Origin of the sequence: Novacetimonas hansenii, from assembly GCF_014843995.1 — a bacterium.
GTDB lineage: Bacteria > Pseudomonadota > Alphaproteobacteria > Acetobacterales > Acetobacteraceae > Novacetimonas > Novacetimonas hansenii.
This window is the reverse complement of the sequence record NZ_CP062147.1, coordinates 1,786,663-1,801,505: the sequence shown is the minus strand read 5'-3', so window position 1 is coordinate 1,801,505 and position 14,843 is coordinate 1,786,663. Positions and strand designations below refer to the sequence as shown.

Genomic DNA, 14,843 nt, shown 5'->3' with positions numbered 1-14,843 from the left:
GCGGGGATCAGGCGATAACATCGATCATGCGCCGCACGGCATAGATATGGGTGGATGCCCCCAGAACCACCATGACGTGCCACAGCGCGTTGGAGAAAGGCAGCTTGTCGTAATTATAAAACAGCGTGCCAATCGAATAAAAAACAAGGCCAAGAATAATCAGGACAAGCACCTGCCACGGCAGGTGCCAGAAAACCGGATCTGGACACAAGAAAAACATCCATGCAACCACCAGATAGGGAATGACCTGATATTTCTGGCTTTTTTCAAACCAGAACAGCTTCATCCCCATACCGGCAAAGGCCACGATCCATAACAGCACGCAGAAGTAGAAGCTGCGCCATCCATGCCCCCCGATAACGATGAATGGCGTGTAGGTACTGGCAATAGCGACAAAGATCATGGCCTGATCAACCCGCTGCAACCCGCCCTTGATGCGACAGGCCGGACAGAAATTATATGCTGCCGAGCATATGCATACGAGGATCAGGCAGGTGCCATAAAGAACAACCGACTGCCGCACCATCCAAGTGGCAGTATGCGGCACCGAGGCCCCCAACCATCCTGCACCGGCAATCATGACGGCCACCCCGACGACATGCACGATAAGGTCAGCAACACGTTCAAGCAGGGTGTAAGAGGGGAAGCGGGCTTTTATACTCATACCCGGCATTATATCGTAAATATCCCTCATCCGTGGACGCGGCAGCCATGCAGCACATGAATGAGAAAAAGTATGATCCTGTTGAAAATGATTATCCCCGGGCATTCCTGATTGGGCGGTGATATGTCTTTTCAGCTCGGCATGATCCGAGAGGCTGTTTGGAAATTTGTGGCCAGTAACCTACTCGGGCATGTTGGAAATATCGCACATTGATGATCGCGACCGCGAGATGAATCATGGCAGCGAACAGCCTGTCAATCTTCTCGCGCTACCTGACGATGCACTCGAACTCACTGAGCTTGCAGAAGCAAGCTCTCGATGAGAATGGAATGCTTTGGACAGGAGTTTATCGAGTTGAACACATATGGCATCATCTGGTCAGTGGATCATTAAGCGCCCTGCCGGCCAAAATTCATTTTGAATTCGCATCAAAAAGTAAATTCAAAATGAAATTTATTCTTAATTATTAACAAATTTTAAAATAACAAACATATTTTATATATTCCCCAAAAAAATACCAAAGAAAATGCATTTATTATGTTTTATATTCAAGGAAGAAAAATCTGCATCAAACCGAAATTATAGAATATTTCTCCCTACATCCTGACACTCCCATGAAAAAATCTTTCATGTTCATAAACAACGGATAAATCCATTTGCCACATCGGCGATCATAACACTTATGAACCGAATTGACCGTATCCCTACAGGCAGGCTACGTTCGTCCCGACATAATCCATCTTAATGGCGACACCAGAGTAAAAGGTTCCATATTCATGAATTTCCGTTTTGATACAAAAGGATACCGGTCCCTGCTTCTTGGCTGTGTCGCCTCCCTTGCATGTGTTACGTCCGGGTGGGCCGCAGACCGTCTTCCCCCCGGACAGGCAGCACAGGCACCGGCGGTTTTCATGCCACAACCAATGCCGGACAGGCCCACGGCCTTCCGCTCGGCTGCAGGTATTCCGGGGCGTGCTTTCTGGCAGAACCGCGCGGATTATTCCATCCACGCCACAATACAGCCAGATACGAAAAGCCTTTCGGGGCAGGAAACCATTACCTATACCAACAACAGTCCCGATGCGCTGGATGTCATCTGGCTGAATCTGGAACAAAACGAATATAAGCCTGACTCACGTTCACAATATGCTTCGGAACGTTTTTCCACCCCGCGCACCGATGGCGTCCAGATTGAAAAAGTCGTTGTAGAATATAAGGGTGTAAAGAAAGAAATCACCCCGATCATCAGCGATACCCGCATGCAACTGCGCCTGCCTGCCACCTTGCGGGGCAAGGGGGGGAAATTACGCATCCATGTAACATGGCATTACGTCATTCCCGGTCCATGGGGTGGGCGTACATCTGTTACCCCAAGTAAAAATGGGGATATTTACGAAATCGCACAATGGTATCCCCGCATGGCGGTATATGACGACATCCGGGGATGGGATACTGCGCCCTATCTGACGCAGGAGTTCTATCTTGAATACGGAAATATCGACTATCGTGTAACGGTACCCTGGAATTACACGGTTGTGGGGTCAGGCACGCTGCTCAATCCCGGCGCCGTCCTGACCGCAACCGAACGACAGCGCCTGTCACAGGCCGCCCACAGCGATACACGCGTCCTGATCCGTACCGCACAGGATGTCACTGATCCGACCAGCCATCGTCATGACCATGGCGACATGACATGGCACTTCCGTATGGAAAACACCCGTGACGTGGCATTTGCCGCATCCCCGGCCTTTGTGTGGGATGCCGCGCGGATGAACCTGCCTGACCATGGGGTCAGCAAGGGTCCGCACCTTGCCATGTCCGTCTATCCCACAGAGGGGATTGGCCCTGATGGATGGGACCGATCCACCGAATATGTGAAGCACGCGATCGAATATTTTTCGGAACAGTGGTATCCCTATCCGTGGCAGAATGCGATCAACCTGGGCGGTCATGGGGCAGGGATGGAATATCCCGGCATTGTCTTTGACGGCATGAAGGACCATGGGCCACAGCTATTCTGGATCACCACGCACGAACTTGGCCATGGCTGGTTCCCCATGATCGTAGGATCCAATGAACGACGCAACGCCTTCATGGACGAGGGATTCAATACCTTCATCGATGCCTATGCATCCGATCATTTCAACCATGGTGAATTCGCCCCCAAGAAGGACAATGAATTCGCCCCGCTGACGGGTATCCCGGCTGATGATATTGTCCCGCTCCTGCGTGACAAGGACGCCCCCCCGCTGATGGTGCCATCGGATCTGGTGCAGGAGCGTTATCGTCATCCTGTCACCTATTTCAAAGGGGCCTATGGGCTCAAGCTGCTGCGTGAACAGATTGTCGGGCCGGAACGCTTTGACCGTGCTTTCCGACGCTATATCGACGTCTGGGCCTACCATCACCCGACGCCATCGGATTTCTTCCGGTTCATGAGCAGCGAAACAGGCGAGGATCTGTCATGGTTCTGGCGCGGATGGTATTTCGAAAACCGTGCGCCTGATTATGCCTGCACCGGCATTCATGCAACGTCCGATGGATACCGGATCAGTGTGCAGAACAAGGGCAGCCTGCCCATTCCGGTGACAATGCTTCTGACCTATGCGGATGGCTCGACCACGCGCCAGACCATTCCTACCGAAACATGGTATCAGCATACAGCCATCGACCTCCCGATCAAAACACAGGGTTCGCTGCGGATGGTGACGCTTGATCCCGACCATGCCATTCCCGACATTGATCGCAGCAACAATACCCTGCACACTCCCTGAACAGGGCTGGCGAATACACAATCGATTTTATCGCACCGCGCTCTGGTAGAGGACCGGGCGTATAATACGGGGGCCATTCGACAGGAATGGCCCCCTTTTTCATGATTTCGATCCGCATGTTACGCTGCGCAAACAGTGATCCAGACGGCCTGGCGGGATGGACCGGCATAAGCTGTCTCGCGCCATGCCACCATCTCGGCAAGGGATGCCGTATCCCCCGATTGACCCTATCATCCCATATATAATCGCAACCTTTGGCGCGTCACGGTCTTAAAACCTGTAACGCCCCCGCATTTTCCGCCACGATGAAAGGCCATGACCAGACATCATGATACCCCGTAAATGCGCCGGTCCCATCCATGTTCCCCTTTCACGCCGCCTTGTCTTGCAGGCAGGGGCGGCGGTGACGGGACTGTTGAATACCCCATCGGCCGGGGCAGCAGGTTTGTCCGCACATGGCCGGGATCACATGAATCCGGTCACGAATGACATCATGCAGCATGACGTGGATATCCGCCTGACAATCAATGGCACTTCCCATCACCTTGCAGTTGACACACGCACCACGCTGCTCGATCTGCTGCGTGAGCATCTGCATCTGACCGGCACGAAGAAGGGATGTGACCACGGGCAATGCGGTGCCTGTACTGTCCTGCTTGATGGCAAACGGGTTCTGTCGTGCCTGTCGCTTGCCGCATCACATGACGACGCGCAGGTCATCACCATTGAGGGCTTGTGCAAAGAAGGGCACCTGCACCCCATGCAGCAGGCCTTCGTTGGACATGACGGGTTTCAGTGCGGATACTGCACGCCGGGACAGATCTGTTCGGCGATCGGCATGCTGCGTGAATGGAAGGCAGGTTTCCCCAGCATGGTTACTATGGAACGTAGGGAACATCCTCCCCACCTCGACCCCGCGGACCTGCGCGAACGCATGGCAGGCAATCTGTGCCGGTGCAGTGCCTATCCCAATATTCACGCCGCAATCATTGATGTCGCGCGACATTCCACATGAAACCATTTTCCTATGTCCGTCCCACCACAACCGAAGCCGCGACACGCGAAAGGGCAACAGGGGCCACGCTTCTGGCCGGTGGTACCAACCTGCTTGACCTGATGAAACTGCAGGTGATGCAGCCCGACCGTCTGGCAGATATCAACCGTATTGCACAATTACGCGGGATTACGACCGATGGCGCAGGTAACACGCATATCGGTGCACTGACCACCAATGCCGACGTGGCGGCGCACCCCCATATCCTGCACCATTATCCCGTACTGTCCCATGCCATCGTGGCGGGGGCATCGGGACAGATCCGCAACATGGCAACCACTGCCGGCAACCTGATGCAGCGGACACGATGTGTCGCATTTTACGACCGGGCGGCAGCATGCAACAAACGACATCCCGGCAGCGGGTGTGCCGCAATGGGGGGTGGCAACCGGATGAACGCCATCATTGGTGGCAGTGAGCAGTGCATTAGCGTTCACCCATCCGACATGGCCGTGGCGTTATGCGTGCTTGATGCACGGGTATGCACCCGGCGGGCAAACGGGCAGGGACGTGAAATCCCCATCGCTGACTTCCATCGCCTGCCCGGTGATACACCACATATGGAAACGGTGCTGCAAGCCGATGAAATGATCACCTCGATCATGATCCCGCCCACGCCGATAGGGCGACAGACCTATCGCAAGGTCCGCGACCGGGCCTCCTACGCGTTTGCGCTGGTTTCAGTCGCAGCCATAGTGCAGGTCCGGCAGGGATATATACAGGAGGCCCGCTTTGCCTTTGGCGGCATTGCCCCACGGCCATGGCGCATTGGGACGGCCGAGCAAGCCCTCATGGGACAACAGCCCACGCCTGCAATCCTGTCGCATGCAGCTGATATTGCCCTGACGGGTGCCAAAGGCCATGGCGACAATGATTTCAAAATTCCCCTTGCCCGACGGACACTGATGCAGGTTCTGACCATCCTGTCGCGGGAGGATGAAAATGACTGACCTTCCCCCCAGATCATCCGACCAGATTTCCTCTGCGATCCCGATGATCGGCGCGGGCATACGCCGTGTGGAAAGCACACCGAAAGTAACGGGGCAGGCCCGCTATGCCTATGAACTGGATGCGTCCACACTGGGTGCAGCTGCCAACCCGCTTGTGGGGGTTATGGTACTATCAACAATCGCCCGAGGACGTATCACTGCCACCCTGACCGCGACAGCACGGGGCATGCCGGGGGTCCACCTCGTCCTGACCAGTGATAATGCCCCACCCCAGGCCCCATGGGGACCATTGCGCGCCAAGGACCGATTTGCACGTGCGCAACCCGTGCTGCGCGGTCCTGATGTCCATTATTATGGCGAACCCGTGGCCCTTGTCGTGGCGGATACATTTGAACAGGCACGCGCCGCCGCGATGGCCGTCGATGTGCGCTATGACAGCGAACCACATGCGGTGGTACTCGACTCCAGTACCGCGACAGAGCCGGAATTCCTCAATGGGTTCAAACCCGCCCATACGGATTATGGCGATTTTGATACAGCTTTTGCCAGATCCGCCGTCAGGGTGGATACGGTTTATGAAACGCCACACCAGAACCATGCCCAGATGGAACCCCACGCCACAACGGCGATGTGGCACAAAGACGGCCTGATCCTGCATACATCCGCGCAAAACCTTGTATCAATCCAGATGGGCATTGCCGCAACCCTGCAAATCTCGCCCCATCATGTGCGCGTCCTCAGCCCATATGTGGGCGGCGGATTTGGGGGCAAGCTGCCATATTTCGCCGATGCGATCCTTGCCGCACTCGCCGCACGCATGCTGGGCGCGCCCGTCAAGGTGGGCATGACACGCACACAGATGTTTTCCGCAACCACCCACCGCACCGCCACCCGCCAAACAGTGCGCATCGGTGCGGACCGGACGGGCCGCCTGTGCGCCATCTGTCATGATGCACTGTCACATTGTGCCTCGTTCGATAATTTCGTGGAGGACACAACCACCATCACGCGTGGCCTGTATCGTGCGGACGCCATACGCACGGATGCACACCTCAATCACCTTGACCTGCCACGTTCAGATTCCATGCGCTCCCCCGGTGATGCAGTCGGTATGGTCGGGCTGGAATGCGCCATGGACGAACTGGCGCACGAACTGGGGATGGACCCTCTCGAACTTCGTCTGCTCAACGATACTCCCACCGACCTGACCGCAAACAGACCCTTCAGCAGCCGACATCTACGACAATGCCTGAAAGAAGGGGCCAGGCGTTTCAAATGGACAGCCCGCAATCCCCGACCAGGGCAGGTAAGGGAAGGGGAGTGGCTGATGGGCATGGGGATGGCATGCGCGATGCGCTATAACCTGCTCAAACCCTGTCAGGCGCTGGCACATATTGATGCGGGGGCGAACCTGACGGTTCAACTGGCGATGACCGATCCCGGAACCGGCACCCAGACCATCCTGACACAGATCGCCGCTGGCACAATGGGGCTGCCCCTCACGCAGGTCCGTGTGGAAATGGGGGACACGACCTATCCCCCCGCACCGGGTTCGGGGGGATCATTCGGGGCCGAAAGCGCGGGATCAGCCGTCCTGCGTGCCTGCGAAAATCTGCGCACCCTGTTACTGGAGGCATCCATCCGTGATGAACACTCCCCCCTGTATGGACAGCCGATGGAGGCCATACAGCTTGACGCAGGCAGCCTTCACGCAGGGGGACGACATGAATCCCTTTCCAGCTTCCTGGAACGCGTATTTCCCCATGGCATGCAGGCCCACGGCGAAATCACGGCAGACCCGAACTCCCTGAAATGGTCGCAGGCTTCGTTTGGTGCGCATTTTTCCGAAGTTGCCGTTAACGCCATAACCGGCGAGGTACGGGTGCGCAGGATGCTCGGCGTTTTCGCATGTGGCCGCATCCTCAATAGCCGCACCGCGCGTTCGCAACTTCTGGGGGGTATGATATGGGGAATTTCAAACGCACTGCACGAAGAAAACACACCCGACCCACGCACGGGGCAATTCACGGCCCATGACCTTGCGAATTACCACATCGCCACCCATGCTGACATGCCTGATATGGAAGTTGTCATGATCGCGGAAGATGAACCGGTTTCCAACCCACTACATATCAAGGGGCTGGGCGAAGTCGGGATCTGTGGCGCGGCAGCGGCAATTGGCAACGCCGTATTCAATGCCACGGGCATACGCGTGCGCAACTTTCCCATCACGATTGACCGGCTGCTGCCACATCTGCCGGAAATGCCAGCCTGAGTCATAAAGGACTGTTAAAAAATAAATCGCGCCAGAAAGTATTTTGTTGAAAATTCCTTACGAAATAAATGATTTTCTGATCACTACATGTCGGTATTAAAAAAGGGGGCACGCAATGACGTGCCCCCCTTTCATGCGATATGGTTCACCCAGAATCAGCGCTGCTGATAGAGCAGGCGCGCACGGATCGTACCCTTGAGATCACGCAGCTTGCTCAGGATGCGGTTGTCCTTTTCCACATCCCTGCCGGTATCGGCTTCTACGACAACATACCCCAATTCACCCGCCGTCTGTAGATACTGCGCCGTGACGTTGCAGCCCTCGCGGGAGAAGATTTCGTTAATCTGCAACATCACACCCGGCGCGTTGGTATGGACGTGCATGAAACGGGTGCCGTGCGGGTTTTCCGGCAGTTGCACAGTAGGAAAATTGACGGCCCCCAGTGTGGAGCCAATGTCGGAATAATCCAGAAGCTTACGGGCGACTTCCTGACCGATACGTTCCTGCGCCTCGGCGGTTGACCCCCCGATATGCGGCGTCAGAATGACATTATCCAGCCCACGCAGCGGTGTTTCCAGGCTTTCGCCCGCAGCCTTTGGCTCCTTGGGGAACACATCGATCGCGGCACCCAGCAGGTGGCCATCCTTCAACGCCGCGGCAAGCGCGGCGAGATCCACAACATTGCCGCGCGCATTGTTGATCAGGAATGATCCCGGCTTCATCGCACGGATCTGCGCCTCGCCAATCATGTTCGCCGTTTCCGGCGTCTGGGGCACATGCAGGCTGATGACATCACTCAGTCCCAGCAGCTCCTCCAGCGTGGCGACAGGATGGGCATTGCCATGCACCAGTTTGTCGATCACGTCATAATAGAATACGCGCATGCCAAATGCCTCGGCCAGCACGGAAAGCTGCGAACCGATGGACCCATACCCCACGATGCCCAGCGTCTTGCCGCGCACTTCCCAACTGTTCGTTGCTGACTTCTTCCATACGCCTTCGTGGCATTCCACCGATTTGGGGAATATCCGGCGCATCAGCATGACAATCTCGCCCATCACCAGTTCGGCGACAGAGCGGGTGTTGCTGAATGGCGCATTAAAGACGGGAATTCCCCCCTCACGCGCGGCCACAAGGTCAACCTGGTTGGTCCCGATGCAGAAGCAGCCAATGGCGATCAGGCGGTCTGCACTCTCGATCACTTCTCGCGTCAGTTGCGTGCGCGACCGGATACCGACGATATGCACCCCCTCCAGCGCCTTGCGCAGGGCTTCGCCTTCAAGCGCGGTCTTGAGGCGGGTTACGTTTTCATACCCGTTTTCCTTGAGAAGCGACACGGCACTGTCATGCACGCCTTCAAGCAGCAGGATACGAATCTTGTCCTTGGACAGGGAAAGGTGGCCGACGGAGGGATGAGTCATGTGGAGTACTCACGCTTGTTCGATCAAAGGGATGCCCTATCCGATTGCTTGGCGCATGGCTAGGGAGGAATGATGCAGGGCAGGGAATTAGAGGGCGGGGAAGTCAGGAAAACGTACTATTTCGCCAGAAGGCGACGTGCCTGGTCCATAAGGGCGGGATTGCCGATGGCGAGGACACTGCCATCACCATCAAGCCGGAGCGTGCGCCCGGCCCAGTCCGTCATGCGACCGCCCGCACCTTCGACCACAGGGACAAGGGCGGCCCAATCCCATGGTTTCATGGTGCATTCGGCAATAATATCCACCTGTCCCAACGCCAGCAGGCCATATGCGTAACAATCCCCCCCCCAGCTCACGCGCTTGACCGCCCGCGACAGGGCCTCCCACCGTGGGCGGTAATCACCTTCGAGGATTTCAGGCGCGGTGCATGACAGTTCAGCCTGCGCCAGTGACGGGCACAGGCGTGTCCCGGCCTGTCCCGCAAGGCGTGAGACGTAACGCGTTGCCTCCCCCCGCACACCGATCCAGCGTTCACCGGTAATGGGCTGGTCAATAATGCCCAGTACCGGCACGCCATCATGCAGCAGCGCGATCAGGGTACCGAAGGTGGGACGCCCCGTCAGGAAAGCACGCGTCCCGTCAACCGGGTCAATCACCCAGCGATAGGCCGCGTCGGGCTGTTCCGTACCGAACTCCTCCCCCATGATCCCATGATGGGGCAGACGTTCGCCGATGACGGCGCGGATCGCACGTTCGGCGGAACGGTCGGCAATCGTCACCGGGCTGGCGTCGGCCTTGTCATCGGCGCGAACCCCCGCACGGAAAAACGGCCGCACAATACATGCGGCAACATCGGCCGCCGCCTGTGCCGCCGCAAGAAACTGCGTCTTTTGCGCCAGCGGGTCCGACATCAGTTCTTCTCTTCGACAAGGGTCTGGATATAGGCGACAAGGTTGGCCCGGTCTGTTGCCGATGTAATTCCAGGAAAGGCCATCTTGGTGCCCGGGGCAAAGGCATCAGGTTTCTTGAGCCATTCCGCCAGCAGGGCAGGGGTCCAGACGTCCTTCTTGTGCGCGCTCAGGGCTTCGGAAAATTCATAATCGGGAATATCACCGATATGCGTCCCCATAACGCCAAACAGATCGGGACCGATGATGGACGGCCCATGCGGGGCAAAGCTGTGGCACATCGCGCACTGATGATCGGCGATCTCATGCCCCTTGGCCGCATCCGCGTGGGCCAGCAATGTCTCGATCGGCGGGTCCTGCCCGTCATCGGGGGTGGATTGCGGCATGGGAACCGCCGTCTGGGCCGCCGCGCGATGTGGCACGAGGAGGTTGCCCATACCCCAACTGCCCCCAAACGCCACCGCTGCGATCAGGAACGCTGCCCCCACCTGGTTAACCCGCATGCTGTTCATGAATAAAGACGCCTTTCGTGCGCGGTTGCATGACTTTGCTTCATTACCTAAACTGCCGTGCCGCTTGTGTGAAGCAGCCACAAGCTTGCACGTTTCGTGTCGCCTTGATGAACCGATGGGCCAAAACCAGATTTCATGAACCCGATTGTCATAATACCGGCCCGTATGGCGTCATCACGCCTGCCCGGAAAACCACTGGCGGATATCGCCGGACGCCCGATGATTGCGCATGTCCTTGAACGCGCCACACTGGCCGGAATCGGCCCGGTGGTCGTCGCCGCCTGCGATGCCGCTGTCGCGCAGGCCGTGGAGCAAGCGGGGGGACATCCCGTAATGACCGATCCAGACCTGCCATCGGGTTCCGACCGGGTATGGCAGGCACTGCAACGAGTTGACCCGCAGGGCAGGCATGACACGGTCATCAACCTGCAAGGCGACCTGCCCGGCGTCATGCCCGATATCCTGCACAAGGTTCTGCTGCCACTGCATGAGGCCGCCACCGATATCGCAACACTGGTGGCCCCCGTGCAGGACTCTGACGAAGCCGCCGCTGACTCGGTGGTGAAGGTGGCCTGTGCTTTTGCCGATGGCGCCGATACGGCACGCGCCCTGTATTTTTCCCGTGTCGCGATTCCATGGGGGCAGGGGCCATTATGGCACCATGTCGGCATCTATGCCTATCGCCGCACGGCCCTGCAGCATTTCGTCAGCAACCCGGAATCCCCGTTGGAACACCGCGAACGCCTTGAACAGCTTCGCGCGCTGGAGGCGGGGATGCAGATCGGATGCGCACGGATCGCGCATGCGCCATTCGGGGTGGACACCCCTGCCGACCTTGAACGCGCACGCGCCGCCGCGACTGCCACGATGCACGTGGCACAGGCACAGGCACAGGCACAGGCACTCACATGACCGGGGGCATCATCGCATTCCAGGGCACATTCGGCGCCTATTCCGACCTTGCCTGTCGGCAGGCCCGTCCGGGCTGGACAACCCTGCCGTGTGAAACCTTTGCCGAGGCGATTGCCGCCGTGCATGAAGGCGGCGCGGACGCCGCGATGCTGGCCTGTGAAAACAGCCTGGCGGGACGGGTGCCAGATATCCATGCCCTGCTGCCACAATCCGACCTGTTCATCATTGGCGAACATTTCCTGCGCATCGAACACTGCCTGATGGGAATCCCCGGCGCGACCCTGCATGATGCGAAACGCGTCCATACCCATCCTGTCGCCATGGCGCAGATCCGGGGCCTGATAAAGGAAACAGGCCTGAAGCCGGTGGTGGAATTCGATACGGCCGGCGCTGCTGAACTTGTCCGTGGCTGGGGCCGCAAGGAAGATGTCGCCGTCGCATCGTCACTGGCGGCTGACCTGAACGGGCTTGTCATCCTGCGTCGCAATGTGGAGGACGCAACCCATAACACGACGCGCTTCTACATCGCGGCACGCACGCCCCCCGACCTGCCCGCGCGCATGCCCGAATGCATGACAACGGTGCTGTTTCGCGTCAGCAACCAGCCCGGGGCGCTGTATAAGGTGCTGGGCGGTTTTGCCACCAATGGCATCAACATGACACGCCTGGAAAGCTACATGCTTGACGGGTCGTTCGCGGCGACGCAATTCCTGCTCGACGTGGAAGGGCATCCCCATGACCCCGCCCTGGCGGCGGCACTGCGCGAACTGTCTTTCTTTGCAGAGCAGGTGGACCTGCTGGGGGTCTATCGCGCATCCCCCTTCCGCCGCAGGACCACGGATCAGGCGAACAGGGACCATGACGCGGCGGATACGGCCCGGACCGGAACGCCCGTCATGAAATGACAGCATGCCCCGCCCGCGGATGCTTTGCCATCCGCCCGCCCCATACCCATATCAGGGGATCATAGAGGCCGGGTCCATGCCCCGCCCCGTAACCGAGACAAAATTCAGGCCTGTCGCATTCATCTTTCAACCTGGCCCTTACGCCGGGGCGGACAGGACCTGCCAACAAAGTGGAAACAACCATGTTCAAGGGTTCCATTACCGCCCTGATTACGCCAATGAACCAGGATGGGTCGCTGGACCTGCCCTCCATGGGGCGTTTCATCGACTGGCAGATACAGCAGGGAACCTCCGCACTGGTTCCCGTGGGCACGACAGGGGAAAGCCCGACCCTGTCGCACGATGAACATGCGCAGGTGGTCGAATTCACCATCAAGACCGCCAATGGCCGCGTCCCTGTCCTGGCAGGAGCAGGATCCAACAGCACAGCCGAAGCCATCAAGATGGCCCTGCATGCGCAATCCGCCGGTGCGGCTGCGGTACTGGTGGTGACACCATATTATAACAAACCCACGCAGGAAGGAGTGTACCGTCATTTCATGGCGGTTGCCGATGCGATCTCGATCCCGGTCATCGTCTATAACATTCCCGGACGTTCCGTGATCGACGTATCCGTGGAAACCATGGCACGCCTGGCAAAGCATCCCAACATCATTGGCGTCAAGGATGCGACGGCGAACCTGTTGCGCCCATTACAGACGCAACAAACGGTGGGCAAGCCGTTCAACCAGCTTTCGGGTGAAGATGGCACGGCGGTGGCGTTCCTTGCTTCCGGCGGCGATGGCTGCATCAGCGTGACTTCCAACATTGCACCGGCACAATGCGCCGAAATCCAGGCCGCGTGGAGTGACGGGCGGGTGATGGAAGCCATGGAAAAGCACAACCGGCTTTTCCCGGTACATGACGCCCTGTTTTGTGAAAGCAATCCCGTCCCGGTCAAATTCGCCGCCAGCGTGCTGGGATTGATGGGGGAAACCTGCCGCCTGCCGCTTGCCCCGTTGAGCGATGCATCACGCGCACGTGTCAAGGATGCCATGTCCGCCGCAGGACTGCTGGACTGACCCCATGGCAGCGAAACAGAAAAATGGCAGCGGGATGATTTCTACGGGAATCGCAGCACAGAACCGCAAGGGCCGGTTCAATTATACGATTCTGGAAACGCTTGAGGCAGGACTGGTCCTGAAAGGGCCAGAGGTCAAAAGCCTGCGCATGGGACGTGCGACCATTACAGAGGCCTACGCCGCCGAACGTAATGGGGAGTTATGGCTGTTCAACAGCTATATCCCAGAATATCAGGGGGGGGTCCTGTCCCGCTTTGAACCACGTGCGCCACGCAAACTGCTGTTGCATGGCAAACAGATTGACCGCCTCCTTGGCGAAAGCGCACGCAATGGCGTGACCCTTGTGCCGCTGGATATCCACTTCAACAGCCGCGGTCTTGCCAAACTGACCCTTGGCATAGGGGAGGGACGCAAGAAAGCGGATAAGCGGCATGCCATTGCCGAACGTGACTGGCAACGTGACAAAGCCCGCCTGATCCGTAACAAGGGGCGGGAAGACTGATCTGACCGGTTACAACACGACATAAAAAAACAGGGCGTCCCGTTATGGGAGGCCCTGTTTCCTTATGCCGGGCGGCATGATGTTTTCACATCATGCCATCCAACACTCAATCAACGCTGATTGCAGCGGCTTCGGGGCCTTTCTGGCCTTCGACCACCTGCACATTGGCCGTCTGGCCTTCGGACAGGCTGGTCAGGCCGGAACGTTCCAGCGCGGATGCATGGACGAAAATATCCTTGCCGCCACTTTCCGGCGTGATGAAGCCAAAGCCCTTCGTGGCGTTGTACCACTTCACAATGCCACGCATGTCCTGCGCCTGCGACAGGTCAGGGGCGGGACGGCCAGAACGGGCGAACCCGCCACCGCCAGCACGCGGTGCACCACCAAAACCACGGGGGCGTTCCGGCTGCGCGGTGCTTTCGTCAACGGACACCACGGCGGCGACCTGGCGGCCCTTCGGGCCCTGACCAATGCGCACGACAAGCGTACTGCCGGGGGAAACCGTCTCGAAACCGGTGGGGTTCAGTGCATTTGCATGCAGGAACACATCGCCCGATCCATCCGACAGCTCGACAAAGCCGAAGCCCTTTTCGCTATTGAACCACTTGACAGTGGCACCAATCTCCGGCCCGGATGCGACGATCTGCGGGCCTCCGCTGCCGGCAAAGGGGCGACGAGGGGCGGCAGGGCTGCTGGCGCGGTCATTGAATGACGGTGCCGACATGAAATCATCGTCAAATCCGCCGCGGCGCGGGGAGCGGGAGCTGCGGTCGGTCCTGTTACTTCTCAACGGTCGTAATCCCGAGGTCTAGGTGGCGGGTCCCGGTCACGGGAAGCCGCCGATATGGAAACGCTTTGTTCGCAGAATAGAGTTTTGCCTGTCTGGCATGACCGCAGTTCAGGCG

General features: G+C 58.1%; 13 protein-coding genes. 8 read left to right on the top strand and 5 right to left on the bottom strand.

The genetic code is table 11. From position 1 onward, the window contains the following. Positions 1-7 precede the first annotated feature (7 nt). Positions 8-664, bottom strand: coding sequence for a PAQR family membrane homeostasis protein TrhA (gene trhA / locus IFJ82_RS07990; protein ID WP_040511952.1), 657 nt, complete (start codon positions 662-664; stop codon positions 8-10). Between the two features lie 776 nt (positions 665-1,440). On the opposite strand from trhA, the gene IFJ82_RS07985 reads away from it, so the two are divergent. The 4 genes from IFJ82_RS07985 to IFJ82_RS07970 all read left to right on the top strand — a co-directional run bounded on the left by IFJ82_RS07985 (position 1,441) and on the right by IFJ82_RS07970 (position 7,717). Next, a complete protein-coding gene (locus tag IFJ82_RS07985) occupies positions 1,441-3,438 on the top strand; it encodes a M1 family metallopeptidase (protein WP_062808864.1) in 1,998 nt (665 codons plus the stop codon). A gap of 328 nt (positions 3,439-3,766) precedes the next feature. Beyond that, entirely contained in the window at positions 3,767-4,453 is a 687-nt protein-coding gene (locus IFJ82_RS07980; protein WP_192263662.1) for a 2Fe-2S iron-sulfur cluster-binding protein, read from the top strand. Then, a complete protein-coding gene (locus IFJ82_RS07975; protein ID WP_192263659.1) occupies positions 4,450-5,442 on the top strand; it encodes an FAD binding domain-containing protein in 993 nt (330 codons plus the stop codon). The genes IFJ82_RS07980 and IFJ82_RS07975 overlap by 4 nt, the downstream gene beginning before the upstream one ends. After that, complete coding sequence (locus IFJ82_RS07970; RefSeq protein ID WP_192263656.1) at positions 5,435-7,717, top strand: xanthine dehydrogenase family protein molybdopterin-binding subunit; 2,283 nt, start codon at positions 5,435-5,437, stop codon at positions 7,715-7,717. Before IFJ82_RS07975 ends, IFJ82_RS07970 begins: the two co-directional genes overlap by 8 nt. Before the next feature lie 155 nt (positions 7,718-7,872). Here the strand turns inward: IFJ82_RS07970 and serA are convergent, their stop codons facing one another. The 3 genes from serA to IFJ82_RS07955 form a co-directional block, all read right to left on the bottom strand. Continuing rightward, positions 7,873-9,138, bottom strand: a complete 1,266-nt coding sequence (serA, locus tag IFJ82_RS07965; RefSeq protein WP_192263653.1) for a phosphoglycerate dehydrogenase — start codon at positions 9,136-9,138, stop codon at positions 7,873-7,875. Between the two features lie 116 nt (positions 9,139-9,254). Continuing rightward, entirely contained in the window at positions 9,255-10,049 is a 795-nt protein-coding gene (locus IFJ82_RS07960; protein WP_192263650.1) for an inositol monophosphatase family protein, read from the bottom strand. Then, positions 10,049-10,558, bottom strand: a complete 510-nt coding sequence (locus IFJ82_RS07955; RefSeq protein WP_003620032.1) for a c-type cytochrome — start codon at positions 10,556-10,558, stop codon at positions 10,049-10,051. The genes IFJ82_RS07960 and IFJ82_RS07955 overlap by 1 nt, the downstream gene beginning before the upstream one ends. Positions 10,559-10,693: 135 nt before the next feature. Between IFJ82_RS07955 and IFJ82_RS07950 the strand changes: the two genes are divergently transcribed. From IFJ82_RS07950 to smpB, 4 genes are all read left to right on the top strand, one after another. Further along, positions 10,694-11,470 (top strand): 3-deoxy-manno-octulosonate cytidylyltransferase, encoded by a 777-nt coding sequence (locus IFJ82_RS07950; protein ID WP_192263647.1) that lies wholly within the window; start codon positions 10,694-10,696, stop codon positions 11,468-11,470. Next, positions 11,467-12,375, top strand: coding sequence for a prephenate dehydratase (locus tag IFJ82_RS07945; protein WP_003620034.1), 909 nt, complete (start codon positions 11,467-11,469; stop codon positions 12,373-12,375). Before IFJ82_RS07950 ends, IFJ82_RS07945 begins: the two co-directional genes overlap by 4 nt. A 170-nt stretch (positions 12,376-12,545) precedes the next feature. Further along, the gene (gene dapA / locus IFJ82_RS07940) at positions 12,546-13,436 is read left to right on the top strand and encodes a 4-hydroxy-tetrahydrodipicolinate synthase (protein ID WP_003620035.1); all 891 of its coding nucleotides are present in this window, start codon (positions 12,546-12,548) and stop codon (positions 13,434-13,436) included. A gap of 4 nt (positions 13,437-13,440) precedes the next feature. Beyond that, positions 13,441-13,938, top strand: coding sequence for an SsrA-binding protein SmpB (gene smpB / locus IFJ82_RS07935; protein WP_003620036.1), 498 nt, complete (start codon positions 13,441-13,443; stop codon positions 13,936-13,938). 106 nt (positions 13,939-14,044) lie between these two features. Here smpB and IFJ82_RS15895 read toward each other — a convergent pair whose 3' ends face one another. Then, positions 14,045-14,728 (bottom strand): cold-shock protein, encoded by a 684-nt coding sequence (locus IFJ82_RS15895; protein WP_075596166.1) that lies wholly within the window; start codon positions 14,726-14,728, stop codon positions 14,045-14,047. Positions 14,729-14,843 lie beyond the last annotated feature (115 nt).

What these genes read in the sequence shown, in the direction of transcription:
- trhA (WP_040511952.1), bottom strand. Translation starts at nt 664, where the DNA reads ATGAGTATAAAAGCCCGCTTCCCCTCTTACACCCTGCTTGAACGTGTT.
- IFJ82_RS07985 (WP_062808864.1), top strand. Translation starts at nt 1,441, where the DNA reads ATGAATTTCCGTTTTGATACAAAAGGATACCGGTCCCTGCTTCTTGGC.
- IFJ82_RS07980 (WP_192263662.1), top strand. Translation starts at nt 3,767, where the DNA reads ATGATACCCCGTAAATGCGCCGGTCCCATCCATGTTCCCCTTTCACGC.
- IFJ82_RS07975 (WP_192263659.1), top strand. Translation starts at nt 4,450, where the DNA reads ATGAAACCATTTTCCTATGTCCGTCCCACCACAACCGAAGCCGCGACA.
- IFJ82_RS07970 (WP_192263656.1), top strand. Translation starts at nt 5,435, where the DNA reads ATGACTGACCTTCCCCCCAGATCATCCGACCAGATTTCCTCTGCGATC.
- serA (WP_192263653.1), bottom strand. Translation starts at nt 9,138, where the DNA reads ATGACTCATCCCTCCGTCGGCCACCTTTCCCTGTCCAAGGACAAGATT.
- IFJ82_RS07960 (WP_192263650.1), bottom strand. Translation starts at nt 10,049, where the DNA reads ATGTCGGACCCGCTGGCGCAAAAGACGCAGTTTCTTGCGGCGGCACAG.
- IFJ82_RS07955 (WP_003620032.1), bottom strand. Translation starts at nt 10,558, where the DNA reads ATGAACAGCATGCGGGTTAACCAGGTGGGGGCAGCGTTCCTGATCGCA.
- IFJ82_RS07950 (WP_192263647.1), top strand. Translation starts at nt 10,694, where the DNA reads ATGAACCCGATTGTCATAATACCGGCCCGTATGGCGTCATCACGCCTG.
- IFJ82_RS07945 (WP_003620034.1), top strand. Translation starts at nt 11,467, where the DNA reads ATGACCGGGGGCATCATCGCATTCCAGGGCACATTCGGCGCCTATTCC.
- smpB (WP_003620036.1), top strand. Translation starts at nt 13,441, where the DNA reads ATGGCAGCGAAACAGAAAAATGGCAGCGGGATGATTTCTACGGGAATC.